At 38.1% G+C, this 17130-nt stretch carries 15 protein-coding genes; all 15 read left to right on the top strand.

Features of this window, described 5'->3' with window-relative positions:
• Positions 1-438: LPXTG cell wall anchor domain-containing protein (locus tag A5875_RS01050; RefSeq protein ID WP_141108317.1), on the top strand; the 438-nt coding region annotated here is incomplete at its 5' end.
• Between the two features lie 78 nt (positions 439-516).
• Positions 517-1227 carry a class A sortase gene (locus tag A5875_RS01055; RefSeq protein WP_088931888.1) on the top strand — a complete coding sequence of 237 codons (711 nt, stop codon included), beginning with the start codon at positions 517-519 and terminating at the stop codon, positions 1225-1227.
• 51 nt (positions 1228-1278) lie between these two features.
• Positions 1279-2004 (top strand): hypothetical protein, encoded by a 726-nt coding sequence (locus A5875_RS01060; RefSeq protein ID WP_088931889.1) that lies wholly within the window; start codon positions 1279-1281, stop codon positions 2002-2004.
• Positions 2004-4139: a hypothetical protein gene (locus A5875_RS01065; protein WP_088931890.1), complete on the top strand. Its 2136-nt coding sequence runs from the start codon at positions 2004-2006 to the stop codon at positions 4137-4139. The genes A5875_RS01060 and A5875_RS01065 overlap by 1 nt, the downstream gene beginning before the upstream one ends.
• Before the next feature lie 15 nt (positions 4140-4154).
• On the top strand, positions 4155-4856 hold the full coding sequence (locus A5875_RS01070) for a winged helix-turn-helix domain-containing protein (protein ID WP_088931891.1): 702 nt from the start codon (positions 4155-4157) through the stop codon (positions 4854-4856).
• On the top strand, positions 4843-5769 hold the full coding sequence (locus A5875_RS01075; protein ID WP_088931892.1) for a hypothetical protein: 927 nt from the start codon (positions 4843-4845) through the stop codon (positions 5767-5769). The genes A5875_RS01070 and A5875_RS01075 overlap by 14 nt, the downstream gene beginning before the upstream one ends.
• A gap of 22 nt (positions 5770-5791) precedes the next feature.
• Positions 5792-6163, top strand: coding sequence for a hypothetical protein (locus A5875_RS01080; RefSeq protein ID WP_088931893.1), 372 nt, complete (start codon positions 5792-5794; stop codon positions 6161-6163).
• A gap of 232 nt (positions 6164-6395) precedes the next feature.
• The gene (locus tag A5875_RS01090; RefSeq protein ID WP_176244585.1) at positions 6396-7847 is read left to right on the top strand and encodes a Mur ligase family protein; all 1452 of its coding nucleotides are present in this window, start codon (positions 6396-6398) and stop codon (positions 7845-7847) included.
• Positions 7844-8860, top strand: a complete 1017-nt coding sequence (locus A5875_RS01095) for a YheC/YheD family protein (RefSeq protein WP_088931895.1) — start codon at positions 7844-7846, stop codon at positions 8858-8860. The genes A5875_RS01090 and A5875_RS01095 overlap by 4 nt, the downstream gene beginning before the upstream one ends.
• A 412-nt stretch (positions 8861-9272) precedes the next feature.
• A complete protein-coding gene (locus A5875_RS01100) occupies positions 9273-10736 on the top strand; it encodes a hypothetical protein (RefSeq protein WP_088931896.1) in 1464 nt (487 codons plus the stop codon).
• A 28-nt stretch (positions 10737-10764) separates the two neighbouring features.
• The gene (locus tag A5875_RS01105) at positions 10765-12207 is read left to right on the top strand and encodes a hypothetical protein (protein WP_088931897.1); all 1443 of its coding nucleotides are present in this window, start codon (positions 10765-10767) and stop codon (positions 12205-12207) included.
• 30 nt (positions 12208-12237) lie between these two features.
• Positions 12238-13527 carry a hypothetical protein gene (locus tag A5875_RS01110; RefSeq protein ID WP_088931898.1) on the top strand — a complete coding sequence of 430 codons (1290 nt, stop codon included), beginning with the start codon at positions 12238-12240 and terminating at the stop codon, positions 13525-13527.
• A gap of 157 nt (positions 13528-13684) precedes the next feature.
• Positions 13685-15007: a hypothetical protein gene (locus A5875_RS01115; RefSeq protein ID WP_088931899.1), complete on the top strand. Its 1323-nt coding sequence runs from the start codon at positions 13685-13687 to the stop codon at positions 15005-15007.
• A 61-nt stretch (positions 15008-15068) separates the two neighbouring features.
• Entirely contained in the window at positions 15069-15212 is a 144-nt protein-coding gene (locus A5875_RS23485; protein WP_176244586.1) for a hypothetical protein, read from the top strand.
• 74 nt (positions 15213-15286) lie between these two features.
• A complete protein-coding gene (locus A5875_RS01120; RefSeq protein WP_088931900.1) occupies positions 15287-16669 on the top strand; it encodes an LPXTG cell wall anchor domain-containing protein in 1383 nt (460 codons plus the stop codon).
• Positions 16670-17130 lie beyond the last annotated feature (461 nt).

Genomic DNA, 17130 nt, shown 5'->3' on the forward strand with positions numbered 1-17130 from the left:
GATAGTGATTCTGACAGCGACAGTGACTCGGATTCGGATAGTGATTCCGACAGTGATAGCGATTCAGACTCAGATAGTGATTCCGACAGCGACAGTGACTCAGACTCGGATAGTGATTCCGACAGCGACAGCGACTCAGATTCAGATAGCGACTCGGATTCGGATAGCGATTCGGACTCGGATAGCGACTCAGATTCCGACAGTGACTCTGATGATGACAAGAAATCTGATACAAAGGTCAATACGTTGGCGACTACGAGTTCTTCATCAAATAGCACGCCTAAATCTGGCTCGACCAAAGCTGCAGGAAAAGGGACGTTGCCAAAAACAGGAATGGAAACGGATCAATCAAGTTACCGGATTCCAGGCTTAGGCATGTTGGCCGCTGGATTAGTTGGATTAACCAAGCGGAGAAAACGTGGCAAACACAGTAAGTAAAGAGTTGATGGAAACAAATATCTTTCAAAAAGCGGATCTTCTTGATTCGATCCGCTTTTTGATTATTAGGAGAAAACCATGAAGCGAAAGATCATTGGAATGTTCAGTTTGATACTTATTTTGTCAGGGATTTTGTTCCTTTTTAACAAACCAATCAAGAATTATTTTGTGGAGAAGACTACGGAGAAGTATGAAATCTCGAAAGTAACGAAAAAAGAGATAGAAGAGAATAAAAAAAAGGATGTCACGTTTGATTTTGAGGCGGTGAAGTCACTGAACTTGAATGCAATTGCAAGGTCCCAATTGGCTCAATTAAGAAATAACGGGAAAGAATTCCCTGTGATTGCTAGTATTGCGGTGCCGAATGTAGGCATTTGTCTGCCCGTTTATAAAGGATTAGAAAATGATGGACTTTACTACGGTGCAGGAACACTTTCACCAGATCAAGAGATGGGTGAAGGAAATTACGGGATCGCGAGTCATCGTTCAGACCGAGCAGATTTATTATTCACTCCATTAGAGGAAGTAACGCTAGGAGACAAGATCTATCTCACAGACTTAACCAATGTGTATACATATGTGGCGACTTGGAAGGAAAAAGTTGATCCGAGTGCGGTGGACGTACTAGATGAGGTGCCTGGGAAACGGCTGATTACATTACTGACCTGCGGTGATATCTACGCAACGACACGTTTGATCGTTCAAGGAGAACTAGCTAGTGTTACCCCGATGGATCAAATGACCAAAGAAGCCGCAAATGCATTCGATTTGCCAATGATGACTTATTGAGTGCGAACATAGAATGTTAAATAGCAGGTAAATAATGTAGGAGGAAAAGAAGTGAATGTATTTATTTTTTGTTGTTTAGCAATTATGGGAATCATTTTCCTCTGCTTATTGTATCGCTTAGTGGTTCATTATCAGCTGGATCGCATCAACGTCAAGCAAACCTCGATTTTATTTCAAACGAAATTGAATCATTTTAAACAAAGAGAATTACGAAAGAGCTTCATGTATTTATTTGTCGGAACGATGGGACTGATTACGGTCCTTTCCTTTGCGATCATTCAATTGCTTCAAGTAGAAACACAGATACAGGGATTACGCACGAGCAATCGATCGCTGCAGAGCGAAGTCAAGACGATCAAGACGAAAAAAAGCACCAAAAATCTTTTAAAGGAATACCCGGTATCAGGTCTTGAGCTTGAGAAGACGCTGACAGCAAAGGACCAGACTGTTGAAACGAAAGATCAGATCGAAAAGAATTTATCTGAAACACTTCTTCCTTATATTGAAGAGGCGAATCTGGTAATTTCCTCCAGCAGCGAGGCAGATTCTTTAAATGTTTTATTAACAGGTTCGGTCGAAGCAAGCAATGCCAATCTCGTGGTTCTCGGTCAGAATATCTCAGAGCTGATGCGAGAAGCAGAAGGCATCAAAAAAATTGCGGAAGTGCACATCAACATTGTCGATCGTGAAGGAAACGATTTGTATAAAGGCACCTATGTCCGGAATGAAAAAGGACAATTTACATTTCAATCGGAATTACGGAAAGGAAAAGGCTAATGGCAAAAAAAGCGGGCTGGTTTTTCAATAAGCACATCATCGAGGAGATCAATGACTTTACGAACGATGAAGTCGAGCAAGAACGTCTCGCGATCGAAGAGAAGACGAAGGAAATCAAGCATTTACAGGAACAATTAAAGAGTGCTGCCAAACGGCAGGAGGATTATCAAGCTGATATTCGCCGCTTGTCGAAGAGCTTGGAGGAGCTGAAGGAAACCCATAGCAAGCAAGTTGAGGAGCTTTACCAAGAAAAATGGCAGAATGAACAGCTAAAAAATACTATCAAGGAAGAACGCTCCGCGGTCAGTGAACAGTCAGAACAAGTAGAGCAATTAAAGAAGAAACTGGGACAAGACGGCGACAAGAATAAAAAGATCAATGAATTAACTGAAAAAATCCAGAAACAGAATCAACAGCTGACAGCTAGTCAGCGGCAATTAGACGAAGCAAAGAGACAGCGATTGACGATCGAAAATCAATTAAAAAAGCAAATTGCCGAATTAAAGGAAGAACTGATCTCATTTGTCGAAAAACAGCAGGCGGATGCGGATCGGCTGGAAGAACGTGAAGCAGCTCGGAAGTCCGCAGTGAATGACCTGAAGGTACTCCAAGGAGAACGTGCTCAATTAGAAAAGCATTTAGCAGAGAAAACCAATGAACTGCAACGATTGACTGAACAGACAGAAGCAGTGCAAGAAGAGAATCAAGCAAGAATCACTGAGCTGACAGAGGAGCTTCAGACAGCAAAAGAGCAGATCACAGCCTATGAACAACAAATTGCTGAACACAAAGAGTTTGTGGTCGAGGTAGGGGACATGAATCAAGAGCTCCATACACTTCATGAGCAGCAAGCAGAGAATGCGCAAATAATCGCCACCCAATCAACAGAGATGCAAAAGCAAAAAGAAATATTCGCAAACTATGAGCAGCAGATCCAAGAGCTGGGGACGATTGTTGACACCAGTGAAGAGCAGGATCGGATCATTCAGCAGATGATCGAAAAACAAAAGCAAGATCAAACAATGATCACAACCCAGGAAACAGAAATCCAAGAATTGAAAGCACAGTTGGAGCAAGCTCTTTTAGAAAAAGAAGCACCGCTGAAGGATTACCAGCTGTTGGAAGAAAAATTCCAAGCACAGGAGCAATCATTCTTAGAAAATCAAGAGCAATTAACTCAAACACAGGAACAACACCAGCAAATGGTGAATCAATATAATGAGTTAACCGAACAAGTCAACCGCTTGAATGAAGAACGAGCTGACTTGGAAAATCAACTCAAACAGCAACAAATCGAAAATAAACAATTAGGGGAGCGAGCAGCAGCTATGGAAGAAACGAAAGAAATGGTCAATCAACTAGGAGAAGAGAAGAAAACATTAGAGGAACAATTCAAAGAAGAACGTGAAGCGCTAAATAATGCACTGTTCCAAGCACAAGAAGAGATCACCAAACTAGAAGAACAAATCGATAATGGCAATGTGAATCAACAATTAGTTGAAAAAAATACAAAATTGGAGACCAGCCTATTAGAAAAAGAAGCCCAAATCGCTGAGCTGCAACAAGAAGCCGCAAAGGTCGCAGAGTTAAATGATCAAACACACACGCAAGAGGAAGCCCTAGCGGAGCTGAAGCAGCAAATCAACGAGTTAACGGATTCGTACCAACAGATGAAGATCGAAAAAGAAGACACTATCAGACAGCTGCAGGAAGCAGAAGGGACGTTACTGCAAAAGAATGACAAGCTGCAAAAATTAGAAGAACAGCTTCTCGCGAAATCCGAAGAAGTAGCGGGTGATCCAGAAGCATTAGTGCAAGCCAAACGTCAAATCAACGAGCTGATGGAAAAAAATGAAGCACTGAAACAAGAAGTGACCCAATCTCAACTTGAAATCGGTGAAGTACTCTTTACTGCGAAGAAACAAGCCAATCGCACGATCGAAGAAGCCCAAGTCGAAGCGAAACACTTGATTGGTGCTGCCGAATTAGAAGTGGAAAATATTGGCAATCGTGCGAAGAAGATCTTGCGAGAGGTTACGGAATCAAAAGAAGCAGTGCTAGAAATTTATTCAGATCTGGAATACAAAGTAGAACAGTTGGCTAAAGGAACCATACTCACTGAAAAGCAGCAGTAAGGAGAGGAAAACGCAATGACGATTTTATTACTAACGAAAAGTTTATCATTTGAACAAGAGTTCATCCGAAATTTGAATGATTTAGGACACGAAGTTCTGTGCAGCAAGAAGTTTTTAACGGATCTGCAGACAAAGGATTACTTCGGAATGGATCTGAATTACTTTGATACCTTGATCCTAAGTGAGACGATCTCGGATCAGGAAGTAAGTAAGATTCTGCCATTTTTCTTAAACTTTAAATGTGCAATCTATCGAAAAACGATCAATCCATCACCAGCTGAAACAATCAATACTTGGAAGAAAATGGGTATTACCGGCTTTATTTCTCAAAACACCCACTTCGATGAGCTGAGAGAAGAGCTGATAGCCTGTAACGAAAAGAAAACAGTCCTGAAATGGGGGCCACCAAATAATGAAGAAACGACGCTAGAAATCATGCTGCGAAACTTTTCTAGGCAGGAATTACAGGTCTTCCGCATTCTTCAAGAATCACAAAGGAATTACATTTCGAGAGAGTCGCTTTCACAACAATTATGGGGCGAGGCCCCAACAAAATCAAAAGAAAGCCGTCTGTCAGGAATCATCCGTAGCATTAAGAAGAAGCTGGCTGAATATGGCTTTGATGAATCCTGTTTAGAGACCTCATGGGGACGTGGGTATCGCTTAGAAAAAATGAAGTTAAAGGTCCCAGGAGATTTTAAGGTTGTCGAATCATAAAAATTGGCTAGCTAAAATCCTATTTTTAGCCCTGCTTTTATCCACGCTTATGTGTCTGATCTTGCCGATCCATTATCAGAAAAAAATGGAAGCAGCAAATCAAGAGGTATTGGATGAATACAAAAAAGTAGCTGGTAAAGTCGATACCTCAGTACTGACGTATCAAAAAAAAAATAATAACTACCTGCTGGAAAAGACAGTGATCACAGATGCCTCAAAACCAGATTTCACCATTGTTCCAGAAAAAAACGGAGTGATCGGTGCCATCAATTTTCCGACTGTGAGACTACCTGAGACCCCTATTTATAAAGAAGAGACCAAACAAGCATTCTTTCATTATAAGTACGGGTCTTTTCCGACCGCAGGAAAGAGCGGACACCTTACGGTCGAAGCGGAGGGACGCTGGAGAGATCAGGTGCGGCTGATGGAACTCGCGCAGTTGAAGATTGGTGATTGCTTCTTTGTGACTATGAACAACCAAAGACGTGCGTATCAAATCACCGAAATAAGAAAAGCAAAAGATAAAAATCCGACGGTCATACAGAACAAGCAGCTAGTGACGGTGTTGATGAAGGATACATCCGTCTTCACCAATAATCAATTAGTTATCACAGGAGAGCAAATTGCTAAAAGCAGTATCCAGAAAGCCAATATCACACCCAAAATAAACTTTAGCTATTCATTTATCGTTCGAACTTTCCTTCTATTAAATGGTGTCTTTTTCGGTTGGTTGGTCCTGTCGTATCAATTATCGGTAAGACGCGCACATTCGAGGGCATTTCGAACAAAGAATGGCGGCTATCGAAAACTGTGGCGGCTTCTCCAGATTACTCGCGGATACTTCATTCTTCTGACATTGATCATGGGCTTCTTTTTAGCGGTGATGATCTATCGATGTGCCTATTTAAGATAACTTCGAAACGAAAGGAACACATATGAAAAAGCTTCTTTTACTTACCACCATTTTATTAGGACTAGCAGGTTGCGGAACAGATTCAGCAACTTCGAAAACAGACAGTACAAAAAAGATCGAGAGTAGTACAAGTCAATCCTCTTCGATCAAATCAACCACAACAACCAAACAATCGACTGAAGCGACCACAGCACAAACCAAAACCTCTGCCGCCGCTTCTACCTCTGCCTCAGAAGGAAAAGTATCTGAGGCAGACTTCAAAGAGCTGCTATCAGGTGTTGAATACAACAAAGACTACTTAACAGAAGACCAAGTAGCGGAGCTGAAAGAAATGCATAAGTCAGATCTGACAGAGAAGCAGCATCAAGAGTTATTGAAGGTGTTGGGGGAGTAACTTCAGCAGATAGTAAAAAGTCTAGATGAAAGCGCAGGCAAATGTGATGAAAGCAATCGTAATGGATATTGATAATACCTTCTGCGAAAAGCGCGGCGGAAAAGAATACAAAGATTTAGAGCCCTACCCGGAAGTCGTTGAATAACTCCATAGAGAGTTGGTTATTACTTGGAGACTTTAAAGAAAAAATGATCTGCACGGTAATTCTGAGAGAGTTATGGGTGTGGAAAAGATGTCTAAATTATTAAAATTGGAGGATGTTATGCAAACGTCAGAGCTTTTGAATTCTTTTGAAGGTGAGTTATTAAATAAAAGTCTTTTTACAGATTTCACGATTGAAAAAATAGAATATGAAACACGTTATATGAAGTTGGGGAAGAACCGTCTTTTTATTGATTTAATGAAGTCCGAAAGAGGGATAATCGAAAAATTAAAAGAAACAGATATTTTCGTGACAAGCCAGCCAGCGCTGGATTACAAGGATCGGTTTGCTCAATTTATTGTTCCTGATACGAGAACATTTCTCTTTTCTCTAGCAGAACATGCCCGTAGGAATTTTTTGGGGGCAGTCATTGGCGTCACGGGCTCTGTAGGGAAGACAACTACCCGAATGATGATTTCTTATATGCTGGAAAAGGCAGGAAGTAAAGTATTGGCCAATCGTGGCAATCATAATTCTAGAATTTCTATTCCATTTTATACTAGTTTGCTTAATTTAAGTCAAGATTATGCTTGTATTGAAATTGCTGCTGGTGGAATGCTTAAAAATAAAAAAAATGGAAATCTCGCGGATTATGTTCAGCCAGATATTGCAGTAATTACAAATATTGGTGAGGCTCATTTGGAGCGATACAACTCTACCATGGAAATTGCACAAATCAAGTCAGGGATCATGGATCGGATGAAGCCAGATAGTCCTGTGGTAATCAATCAAGATTTTTCGAAGACTGAGCTTGACTATATCCGAGACAAAGCTGAAAAATTGGGGCTTCGAGTTATTACTTATAGTAAAAATGATTCAAACGCGGATGTATTTGTGAAAGAGAAAAGAAGCGACGGGCTTGTGATTGATTTAGCGGGACAGTTGATTGAGTACCAATTACCGAATTATTCTGATGCCTTGATTGAAAATTCAATGGCGAGCTTAGCTGTTATGAGTCTGCTGAATTTAGATGTCAGACAAGCGGCTTTTGATTTGAAAGAGTTCAAGACCTTAAAACGAATCATGAAAGAGCAGCATTTAGTACATCAAGAGCAACGTTTTATATTAATCGATGATACTCACAACGCGGCTTTTCCCTCAATGAAAAACGCGATTCAATTATTTGCCAGTAAAAAGTCAGAACATCGAGGAACAAGCATTTTAGTTTTAAGTCAGATTGCTGAGCTGGGCGAGGAGTCGGAAAAAATTCATGAAAAGCTGGTTCCTTATATTATCGAAGCGAAACCAGATATTTTGATCGGCTATACAGATAAATTGATTCCTGTCTTGCAACAAGTTGAGAAAAAAGGAATATTCTGTCAGTGGTGCAAAAATATGGATGAATTATGCAAGTCGATCTTAGCAAATATTGAAGAGGATTCTCTAGTCTTGCTAAAAGGTTCGGTTTCTGGTAGCGATTTTCAGCAAATCGGTGTTGAAATAATTAAAACAACTAGTCAAATGGAGGGTGTCACAAATTGAAAGTAGGTATTTTACGACGAGCAAATAGACCAGATTTCATCTTTAAACCAGTAGTAGTTTTTGCTCAACATCTTGAAGTGGATGTTTTCTATTTTTCTCCAAAAGATGTTGATTTGGAGAATAAAACAATCAATGGCTACTTTTTGCAGGAAGGAACTTGGAAAAAGAAGACCACTTCTTACCCAGATGTGATCGATATCCATACTGGCAATAGGCCTTTGAAAAAATGGATCGAGTATTTCGATAATTATTGTACCTTCACCACACATCCAGTTGGAAAGAAAACAGAAGTATTTAAAAAAATAAAAGAAAAAGAATGGGCGAAAGAGTTGATCATTCCTTATGAACGAACAAGGGATTTTGCTTCCTTCCAAGTCTTTTTGACGACGCACAAAAAAATCATCATCAAGCCTGCTGGAGGAAATCAAGGAAAAAATGTTCATAAAATAGAACAGCTAGCGGATGGAAAAATTGAAATGAGTTCTGACAATGCCAACTGGATTTTTACAATGGCAGAATTCCAAGAGTATTATCAACAAAATTTCGAAAATAAGAGCTTTATGTTGCAAAAATATATTCACTCCATGACTAAGGAAGGCATCCCCTACGACATTCGAATTCAGGTCAGAAAGGATGATGAGAATAAATGGGCACTGGTAAAAATCTATCCCCGCATTGGCTTAGGCAATAAGATCACGTCGAATATCCATACTGGTGGTGGTGTGGCTAAAATCGTTTCATTTATCCATATGCTTTACCCAGAGCGATATCAAGAAATCATGAAGAATTTAAAGCACTTGGCCTTCCAGATTCCCCGCGAGTTTGAAAGATTGTATCCTTATGACTTTGATGCTTTAGGGATTGATCTTGGATTGGATGAACAGGGAGATCCGTATTTATTTGAAATAAACGCGTCACCAGGTTCGGAGTTCTGTAAAGCAGAAGCTGCTTTTTATCGAGCGCAATACTACAAATATCTATGTAAAAAGCACAAGGAGTCGCTCAATGAGTAGAAATTAAACCGTGAATTAATTAAGTTATTTTATGGTCTATCTATCTGTCTCTTATACACATCTAGATGTGTATAAGAGACAGGGTTATTACTTATACTGCCTTCGTTAATGGAAATCATTCATTGGAAGACAAAGATTTAATTTCTGAAGGCATCATGTATACGCTTATGGTTAACGGTAAAGCGAGTACTTTCCAAGTGTTTTATAACTATCTAATGAATACCTACATTGCAAGCATCCTGATAAGACGCTCAAAGTAAAATTAGAAAACGCTGTAGGGTTAAATGGTATTAATAAAGACGGAAGTTTCAAGTATTCGAGTCAATTGAAAACTTATAGTAGTTCAATTGATAATTACGAATCGGTTGAGCAAATTGTTGATGGGTATTAAGGGGCATTAAGGAGTAGAAAAATGAAAAAGCTATTTTTGTTGTTGATGTTAGTTACTATTTTTATAGGAACGTTTACTTATAGTCAAGCGGTTGCAGAATCAAAAAAAGAAGATGCTATTGCAGATATTGTAGATAAAAAAGAAACAGATGGGGAGGATTCAGAACAAGAAGAAGTAGCGGAAACAGAAGAAGGCAATACTGATATTGATAAAAAGGACACCCTAAGTAAAAGAAGTCTCACACGAAGTGGCACAACTAGAAATTTGGAGATAAAACGATTTTATGCTCGAATCAAGGATGGCTCCATAGGTGAGGAATTGGTTTCTTTACCGAATTCAGAATATAGAGTTTCATACATTCATGAAGGTAAAGAGGTTTTCATTCATGGAAAAGGCACTACGAATGAAAAGGGAGAAATTTTAAACCTTCCAGCTATAGAGATTCCGGCTGAAGTAACGCAAATTCGATTTAGATATTATTTAGGAAACGAAAAAAGAGGATATATTAAAAAATATAATAATATCGTTTATCAATTTGTAGTAGGGCAAAATATTTCAAGTGCTGGAATTATTAATGGATACTCCAATTTTTGGGTAGGGTCTGCTACTGATCCAGACAGATACTTTTACAACTTCCAGGCTGCAAAACTAAACTATTTCTATGATGAGTCCGTCAAAGAATTTTCGGATATCGTTACAAAAACGAATGAGTTATTACCAAAGACAGTTCCTTTCAATGTAGAACCAATCAATATGTACTTTGAAGAAGGTGAATATTTGGATCAGAATAACGGATTCTGGCGTAATGGGCACAAAGGTAATAAGATCGCTGACATTACCATCGCAGATAATTCCAACCGACAAATCTTTAATGATCGGGCAATTAAAAGTAAAGTGATGCATGAGTGGACCCATTGGAACTCATGGAGAGAAACGCAACGGGGCCAAGATAAGGAGACAGCTCCACCTACAATTCGAAATAGTTATAGAGAAGGATGGGCGTATTTAGTTGGTCATATGTTTGCTGATAATTATGCTTATGATAGTAAGGACTTAATCGTACAAAATGATAATAGAAACGGCGTTAACAGATATTATGGCAGAGTATCCAGCATGACAGCCGAACATGTTTTGTATGATCTACTGGATGTAACCTCTTCAGATGAAGATTTCTCTCTTTCACAACGATTTATTGATGATGACTTATCGGAATTGGAGCAAAGAAGAATCAATCTCGGATTGATGCATACGATTATGGTTGAGTCAAAAGCAACGACATTGCAGGAATACCTCAACTACATGGAAAACAAGTATATTTTGACTGCTGCTGATATGAAAAAATACGAAAAAGTTCTAGAAGTGAATGGACTTAACAGTGATGGCTCTTTCAAGTTCAATGAGGATGGGAGTCCATTAACTAAAAGTAGTTCTTCTGTTCAAGAAAATGAATTTGAAGGTACAGCGTGCTCGGAGTTTGTGGAATAGGATCTAACGAAAGCGAGGATAATTAAAAATGAAAAAAGTATTCATGTTACTTGTTGGTGTAATTACTTTTGGTCTGTATTCTGGGACATTGGTAGAAGCGAAGGAAGAAGAAAAGAAGCAAGATGTGGAGTTAGTCGATACTGAAAAAAATGATGGTGAAGCTTCAGAGAAAATACCTCAGGAAGATGGGAAGCAACGAAGTGTAACAAAAGCTGCTGCTAATACACCTAGTACACGGGCGGTTGATATTAAAAGATTCTATATTGAAGTTACGGATGGTGCTACAAATTCAGTGTCTGTGCCTATAACAAATTCAAAGTTCAGGATAAGTTATACTCACAATAATCGGGACAATATCCTTTACGAAGGTGTGACGAACGAAAAGGGTGAGATTTTAGATTTGCCTTCAAAAGAAATTCCATTTGAAGTTACGGCGCTGAAAATTCGTTACTATTTGGGAAATGACGATCGTGGTTATGTTCAAAAATACAACAAGGTTGCCTATAGTTATGTATTTACTTTAGGGCTTAATGCGAATCTAACAACCAATTCTCTTTACTATGTAAATAATAATGTAAAATTTGGAAATACAACTGATAAAGATACGTACTTCTATAATTTCCAAGCGACTAGAATCAATCATTATTTCGATCGGAGTGTACAAGAATACAGCAGTGCAGTAAAAATAACTAATGGTTTACTTCCAGATACTAAGCCGTTTGAAGTGGCACCGATTAATATTAACTTTGAAAAAGGTCAGTTTGTTGACGAAGGAAATGGCTTTAATAGAAATGGTCATGACGGAAGTAAAATTGCTGACATTATAATTGGTGATCTGTCGAGTAAATCTTTTTCAACACAATATTTGATGCACAATGTCATGCATGAATGGACACATTGGAATTTAGTTCGATATGCGAATGCGCCGGGAGGCGACTATAATGGTCATTTTGGATATAATACGAACCCCAAAATAAGTTTTAAAGAAGGTTGGCCATTACTCATCGGTGATCTTTTTGCTCTAAATTATGACATGGCTAATGAAGATTTACGAGTTCAAACGGATAAATATAATGGTATAAATCGTCTTTACGGAAAGTCGACGATTTATACGGTAAAACAGGTTCTATATGATTTAGTTGATACAGGATCAAATGATGAAGCGTTCAGTCTTTCTCAAAGATATCTAGATGGGGAAATGACTGATCTGGAAGTTCGTCGGTTGAACTCAGGAATCCTTCATACTGTAATGGCAGAGGACAAGACAGTAACGTTGCAGGATTTGTTGACTTCTGTTGAGAAAAAGTATGTTCGTACTCGCTCGGATAAAGAGAAATTTGCTAAACTTTTAGAGGTGAATGGACTTTCCAGAGACGGTGCGTTCACTTTAGATAATGCCGGAAATCCGTTAGCTTCACCACTTCAAGCAATTGAGCCGCAATCGGATGTTGATGAGGATTGGGATAACTAAAGCCAGTATCATTTTCAAGGAGAAAATCCAATGAAAAAAATTATTCAAAGTTGTTTGTTGGTGCTGTTGGGTATGTTTTGTTTTATGGTTGGTACTGAAAGTCAGGCTGCTAAGAAACCTGTGACTGTCAATCGCTTTTTAACGATGGTCTATTCTGATAGAAAAGAAGATGCAATCCCAATTAAAAATGCTTCAGTTAAAATCCTTTATTATGATGCTCAAGGGAAAAGACAGATCTTACGGGATGATCTAACTTCAGATGATAACGGAGAAGTGAAAAACGTAACAGTAAATGTTCCAGAAGAAATTACTCGTATCTATTTCGAATATTGGTTGAGTCGTCCTGAGACTGGAAACATTGTAAATGCAAAAGGAGTTACTTATCGACCAATTACCGGTTGGCCGATCCCTGAAAATAGAACCATTGATGTTACTTCAACTCGCTTTTTTGTAAACTCGAGTCACGAAGACTCAAAAGAGTATAACTATCAGTCCATCAAAGTCTGGAATCTGTATTATGCGATGGTGAATGATACTAGAGAAAGTGTCCAACTCGCTTTAGATAATTTTCCTCATTTGAAGACAAACTTTGATTATGTAATTAAACCAATTCCAGTACTATATGAAGTGGATCATCAACGAACGGGTGGTGCTGCCTTCTCAAGTAGTTCTATTGGAGTTGGTGAAATTCAAAAGGGAACCCCTTATATCAGCATACCTCATGTAAATGCTATGAAAACCTACACGAGAGTGCAACAGGATGAATGGTTTAATGTAAATCTAGCACATGAATGGTCACACTGGACGATGTATTCGGCGATAGGGAGATTGGTTGGGGGAGATTACGCCGGACATACTGGATATAATACAGATGAGGCAATGAGCTATAAAGAAGGATGGGCAGTTTTCTATGGTAATAGATATCCATATGGTTATAACTGGAATTGGCTTCTTGATAATTCAATTCAAAGAGCCGAAGGTAAATTTGAATATTGCTTCGGCAGATCCACCACTTGGACAGCTAATAGTGTTCTTCGAGATATCTACGATAGGGAGTCTCCGCGCGAGCCAGAAGATCAATATGATATTGCTAGAGACTGGATGCCAGATGTTGCGTCAAGAGGAGATGACTATCGGATGAAGCTCTCTAATGGTCTGATGTTCATAACGATGGTCAAAAGTAGAGCAACCACTTTGGCTGAGTATATCCAATATATGAAAGCAAATGGTATGGTGAAAAATACGGCTCAGTTTGATGCGATATTAAAATTAAACGGTCTAGATACCAATGGAAACTACACACTTGGACCGGTCAATTAAATAAAGAAATGAGCGTCGGATAAATATATGTCCGGCGCTTGTACGCATATTCTCAAATGAAAGGATGTCACTTTTTCGGCACTTCGGCGAACGCGTGTTCGTGTATAGTGGTTCTTGTAAGGAGTAACTTACAATAGATTGTATGGAGGGAATTAAAATGAAAAAAATTATTCAAAGTTGTTTGTTGGTAGTATTAAGTGTCATTTTCTTTACAGTAGGGTATGAAAGTCAGGCTGCCGAAAAGCCAGTGACAATCAATCGTTTCTTATTGCAAATTTATTCTGATAAAAAGGAAGAAGCAATTCCAATTAAAAATGCTTCGGTTAAAGTTCTTTATTATGATGCAGAAGGCAAACGACAACTTTTAAAGGATGATGTGGTTTCGGATGATAACGGTGAAATAAAAAACTTCACAGTGAATTTACCAGAAGAAATCAATCGTGTCTATTTTCAATATGGATTAACAAACTTTGAAACGGGAAGCTTAGTTAATTCAAAAGGAGCAGTTTACTACCCAATAGTTAGTGCGATTATTCCGGAGAATCGTATACTCGATCATACCGAGACTCGATTCATTATGAATTCTGGAAATGAAGAAACTAAAGAGACAAACTATCAAGTATTTATGTTTTGGAATCTTTATCAGGAGTTAGTCAAAGAAATGAAAGAAAATGTTCAAACGGCTTTTGATGCATTTCCTGACTTAAAGAAGAATTTCGATTTTTCTTTTGAGTCAATTCCTGTAATTTACGAACCTAACTATAATCCCGGCAAAGGAGCAGGTTTCAAGAGTAAATCGAGTAGTCTTGGTGTAATAAAAGAGGGAACACCATCTATCTTTATTCCTCATCGAGAGTCATTAAATACATCCAATCATAAACAACAGAAAGAAAGTTTAAGTGGAGATTTATCTCATGAATGGGCACATTGGACAATGTTTCAGGCTCTTGGCAGTTTAGATGGTGGCGGTTATAGTTCGCACTCTGGATATAACGCCAATATAAAAACTAGCTATAAAGAAGGATGGGCCCTGTTTCATGCGAATCGATATCCATATGGTTATAACTGGAATTGGCGTTTGGATAATTCTATGCAGACTTCTGAAACTGTTGATGATAAAGGAAGATTAGAAAAATGTTACGGAAAATCAACAAATTGGACAGTGAATAGTGTGCTTAGAGATATCTATGATATGGAATCCACAAATAGAGAACCGGAAGATCAGTATGACATTGCAAAGGATTGGAAACCAGATGTTGCATCAATGGGAGAAGAATATAGACAGAGTTTGTCTACAGGATTGATGTTTATCGCGATGGTGAATAGTAAAGCTACCACTCTAGAAGAATATGTTACTTATATGAAGGAAAATGGATTCGTAAAAGATAAAATCCGATTTGATATTATTTCAGTCCTAAATGGTGTTGACCATCTTGGTAGATTTACCTTGGATCAGAATGGAGAACGAATTAATTATTAATCGGTAAGGAAAGTTGCTTCAAGAGGTGAAGAAGTTCTCGAATAAGGTGATGTTCATAACGATGGTCAATAGTAAAGCGACCACATTATCGGAGTACATTCAATATTTGAAATCCAGCGGTATGATTAAAAGTAGTGAACAATTTGATGCGATTCTGGAAATAAATGGAATTGATAAGGATGGGAACTATACCTCAACTCAATAAACTAAGTCTTCAATTTTATACTGACTAGAGTCAGCAGTATTTGATATTAATATCAAAATGAATGGAGGAGAAAAATGAAGAAGGGGTTAATTTTATCAGCAACATTATTTTTCATTGCATCGGGTATGCTTTATTCGAGTAAAGGATTTGCATCCGAAGAATCAACGGTGGCAGCGAATGTTGTTGATACGACTGAAAGTACGAACTCTGAAGTAGTTGCCGCAAAGCTTGAAAGTACTCTGAGTTTTAAAGGATTAGATGATCATATAGTTGAATTGGGTGCTAACTTTGATCCGAGAGCGGGAGTAACAGCAGAGGACAGTGTTGAAGGAGATCTGACTGACAAAATCAAGATTGATGGAACAGTAGACACTTCTAAATTTGGTGAATATATACTAAATTATTCAGTTGAGAACGCTGCGGGTAAGAAACTGGAAAAAAAGATTACAGTCTCTGTGTCACTATCAAGCGCGCCAGTCATTGAATATCACACCGTTGAGATTCCTGAGCTATCATTACCGAGATATGCAGATTACAAACAGGCAATCAAAGAAAATGTTATCGTCAAAAATAAAAAAGGTGAGGTCGTTCCATTAGAAGACGTCGATTATTCAATTACTAGCGAAACCAATACAGACAAGCTAGGTAAAATGTGGGGATTATTCACTATTTCCTATTCTAATGGAACCCAACTTTGTGCAACTGTAAAAATTAACGTTGTTAGTGGGATCAACATCGTTCAGCCAGATATTTACCACATGTCCTATGTGGGTCATGATAATAAATCCTTTGATCCCTATTCATTTTTCTCTGCGTTTGAAATCGGTGTTGATGGGAAGGAAATAAAATTGGGAAAATATGATTCGAATACAAAAGTTGGTGTGAGAATTATCGATAATCCAGTTGATTTTTCCAAACCAGGGGATTATACGATTCGTTATCGGATTACTAATTCTCTTGGAGAAGAAATCGATCATTCATATGTTGTAACTGTGAATGAATTGAAAGCCCTGAAAATTACAGCCACTGATAAAGTACTGTACGTTGGAGACAAACTGACTGATGACATTATTTTAGGCTGGCCGGAAATTGAAAATGCCGATACGTTAGAGTATGAAGTATTGGATAAGGCCATTCCAGTAAATAAAGTTGCCAATACATTGACCACTGCTGGAGAATATTCTATTCGTTATGTTGCACATCAAGATACAGGTGACGCTGCCGAAGCGACAATCAAATTAACTGTGAAAGAACGTCCAATAGTAAACGATCCGACAAATACAAACGTACAGAATCCGAGTGTGAGTACGAAGAAAATTCCAGTAAGTGCATCAACAAAGAAAGCGACATTGCCAAATACAGGAAGTAAAAACACCAATATTCTATTTTCTATGATTGGTTTTATACTGATTGGATCAATCATTTTCTTTAAAACAAAGACAACTATTAAACAGTGATAGATAAAGAGCGCTGACTGCTCTTTTGAAAGCTGGAGAAACGTACTCTAAAAGTTTACAGAGTCTGTTGGAAGTGTAGTTAAATCATCACGCAAAAAGATCTTCAATCATCTTTAAGTATAAAGAATGATTGAGGGTCTTTTTGATTATACCCTCCTATATGAAAGTTATGGTTAATTATCTTTAAAAATAACACCGTGATTGAGGATTCTGTATATGAAATCCAAATAGAAAGAATTTTATGGGAATTATCGATGTGCTGTTAGTGTAAATCGGGTTGTTATTTTCGATTTGAGCAATAATTCTATTTTTTGTAGAATTTCAACTTTCCAATCTGCATAAATGTATTTAATTTTAAAATTTAGTTCTGCTTTCTGTGGGGAAAATTTTTATCTGATTTATAAATAAATATTTTGAGAATTACTTTTCTGTTGAGATAAACAGTGATATAATAATAATTG

This window comes from Enterococcus sp. 3H8_DIV0648, from assembly GCF_002140655.1.
In the GTDB taxonomy this organism is placed as follows: Bacteria; Bacillota; Bacilli; order Lactobacillales; family Enterococcaceae; genus Enterococcus_A; species Enterococcus_A hulanensis.

Bases quoted from the DNA above. Each gene is read 5' to 3' on its own strand.
- A5875_RS01055 (WP_088931888.1), top strand. From the start codon at position 517: ATGAAGCGAAAGATCATTGGAATGTTCAGTTTGATACTTATTTTGTCA.
- A5875_RS01065 (WP_088931890.1), top strand. From the start codon at position 2,004: ATGGCAAAAAAAGCGGGCTGGTTTTTCAATAAGCACATCATCGAGGAG.
- A5875_RS01070 (WP_088931891.1), top strand. From the start codon at position 4,155: ATGACGATTTTATTACTAACGAAAAGTTTATCATTTGAACAAGAGTTC.
- A5875_RS01080 (WP_088931893.1), top strand. From the start codon at position 5,792: ATGAAAAAGCTTCTTTTACTTACCACCATTTTATTAGGACTAGCAGGT.
- A5875_RS01090 (WP_176244585.1), top strand. From the start codon at position 6,396: ATGTCTAAATTATTAAAATTGGAGGATGTTATGCAAACGTCAGAGCTT.
- A5875_RS01100 (WP_088931896.1), top strand. From the start codon at position 9,273: ATGAAAAAGCTATTTTTGTTGTTGATGTTAGTTACTATTTTTATAGGA.
- A5875_RS01105 (WP_088931897.1), top strand. From the start codon at position 10,765: ATGAAAAAAGTATTCATGTTACTTGTTGGTGTAATTACTTTTGGTCTG.
- A5875_RS01110 (WP_088931898.1), top strand. From the start codon at position 12,238: ATGAAAAAAATTATTCAAAGTTGTTTGTTGGTGCTGTTGGGTATGTTT.
- A5875_RS01115 (WP_088931899.1), top strand. From the start codon at position 13,685: ATGAAAAAAATTATTCAAAGTTGTTTGTTGGTAGTATTAAGTGTCATT.
- A5875_RS23485 (WP_176244586.1), top strand. From the start codon at position 15,069: ATGGTCAATAGTAAAGCGACCACATTATCGGAGTACATTCAATATTTG.
- A5875_RS01120 (WP_088931900.1), top strand. From the start codon at position 15,287: ATGAAGAAGGGGTTAATTTTATCAGCAACATTATTTTTCATTGCATCG.